Below are 2440 nucleotides of genomic sequence, written 5' to 3' on the forward strand. Positions count from 1 at the left end.
ATTCACGCAGTGTCCCTGGACGGAAAAAACGATGGAGCGTTACGCGGGCGATAGCGGTCAAAGGCAGCGCAGAATGCAGCTCCTGAGTTCCTCAAACTGGACGGCGCCCCAGGCTTCACAGCAAATAACAGAGGCAACCACAGCAAATCTCGCCAGGATTCTGGATTACATCCCGGCGCAGGGCAGCCATCTGAGTCCGGCAATGCTGTTACCGTATGGCACCCATACTAAAATCCGCGTCAGCCAGTGTGTGAGTGAACGCTATGCCATAGTCAAAGAGCCGGGGCCGCAGGAGACATTGTATCCGTGGAAGAACGGAGTGGCCGGAAATACAATCCGGCAGATGAAGGAACGGGGTGTGAAGCCAGACGGTTCCCCCGTGACACCGTTGCTGATGGCGTTGCATGATGCAGCAGGGATAACGCATGAGCTGACGGGATGGACGAATGATGTCCTGGCGATGGCGAAGATATTTGGTGAAGAACGCGCCCTGGAGTTCTGCACCCAGGGTCTGATAAACGGTGTTGAGAATATTATAAAAAAGAGTGCTGAGCAGGATGTGGAACAGCAGCTCGCGGCAATGGGTGGTTCACTTTCAACATCTCGTGATATGGATTACGCATATGGAATGTATGTCTGGAATGAGGGACGAAAAGGTAATACGGATATTTTAAGCCGGGAGGAATTTGAGCGACAGTCGAAGAAAAGACAGGAACAGAATCTGAAAAGGTCGCGGGTGGCAAATAATCTGCGCAGATATAAAAGAAAGATAAAGCAAGAGTGTCTGGATTCGTTTATTAAATGTGGTGAGAACCTGACGCACAAAATCGATAAACAACTCGAAGTGATAATTGATTTGCGCTGCCAATGGCTTAAATCTCCGGGTTTTATTCGTACGCTGCAGGATTTTTATTCTGATCTTCCACAGGATAATTTGCATTTTCGTGAGGTTGCAGCTTTTGCAATGTCTGGATTAGGTGCGGCGAAATCTGGTGTGAGTTTACTCGATGACTGGATAAAAGATTATTCTACAACTGATGAAAACAACCTCGTCTGGCGTACTCATTTTTATAATGCACCTGAGTTAATGACGGTTGCCGAACCCTTGCTTGCCAGTGTGCGCAAAGGAGTGAGTCAGCCGGTTACAGAACAAAGTTTGTTGGCATTTTTTGAGTCAAAATCCGGTGACCTGGTTAAATTGTTCGAAGGGTTTAGTAAAGCAACAGCTGCGCTGGATGAGCCACCTGGAAATGATGCAGTCTGGTCAAAGCGGGTGTTGTATCAAGCTGATCAACATATGGCAACGCTGGGTTCCCGCTTATTCTCAGTTTCTGGGGTGGGACCGAAACTGGACTCCATAAACGATCTTGTCGTTAAAACGCTCTGTTCTCTTTCGGCAGGTAAAACAGTAGCGGAAATAAAGTCTTTCTCGAGTAAATATTTTGGCTGGGCGACCGAGCGCAGCTACTATATAAACGAAATACTCTTTGTTAATCCTCAGAAAGACAGAGTGTCAGGACGGTTAAAAGTCGCTCAGGTACGGTTCTCCGATCTGGAAAAGGCGACTGCAGACTTCAGTATCACGGGAGCGAAAAAAAATGCTTATCGTGCGACAAGTATCAATTTCCTGGTGCTCTTTTTTAATATGGTGGAGCTATATAACCAGGCAGATCATTTTAAACGAGATGACTTTTCCAGTTATGCCAAACTGGTCGCGGCGGGATTCGCCACCACGGGAGGCGCGATTGATATTGTCAGTAAAATGATGGATGTCATAAAAAAAGATGACAAATCATTTCCAAAACTGAAATGGGTGGGTGCCAGTTGCGCGATGCTCAATGCTATTGCATCGTTGGGGGCTGATTTTTCAGATATCTATCTTTTGCAGGATGAAAATTCAGTAAATAAATGCTGGTCATATGGAATGTTATATTTTGGGAAAATACTGAATGATGTTACAACCATTATTTCAGTCAGCGGCAAAGTTTTGCCTGCTTTAATGTCAAAATTTGGCTGGAGTACGGCTGTCGGCAGTACGGATATGTGGCTGGGGCGCGCAGCGATACCTGCATTTTATGCGCTGGGAATTGAGTGGATTGGTGCTCTCTCGTCCTGGCAGTTCGCTTTGTTTCTGGTGGTAGTGGACTATGCCCTGAAAGAGTATTTTTTTGAAGATGAAATTCAAATCTGGCTGCAGAACACGCTGTTTGGCGAAGAATTCTCGACAGATATTGATAGCTGCTCAGAAGAAAAAAAAGCAGAACTTATAGTGAAATGTGGAAAATCGCTGACGGAATGCTTACGTAAAATAGAATCTTCCAGCAAATAAGAGTGAATTATATTTCCCAGTAAAGCTATTTAAGAAATATCAACATGGTCGTATTCACATATTGTAAGAGTCAATTATGGAAAAAGAGCTGAAATTCTCGGACGGATTGCG

At 45.4% G+C, this 2440-nt stretch carries 1 protein-coding gene; it reads left to right on the forward strand.

Features of this window, described 5'->3' with window-relative positions; genetic code table 11:
- On the forward strand, positions 1–2329 hold a 2329-nt coding region (locus FDX24_RS11985; RefSeq protein WP_212732650.1), incomplete at its 5' end, for a T6SS effector BTH_I2691 family protein.
- Positions 2330–2440: the final 111 nt, after the last annotated feature.

The sequence above is a fragment of the Citrobacter sp. wls716 genome (assembly GCF_005280975.1).
GTDB classification, from domain to species: Bacteria; Pseudomonadota; Gammaproteobacteria; order Enterobacterales; family Enterobacteriaceae; genus Citrobacter; species Citrobacter youngae.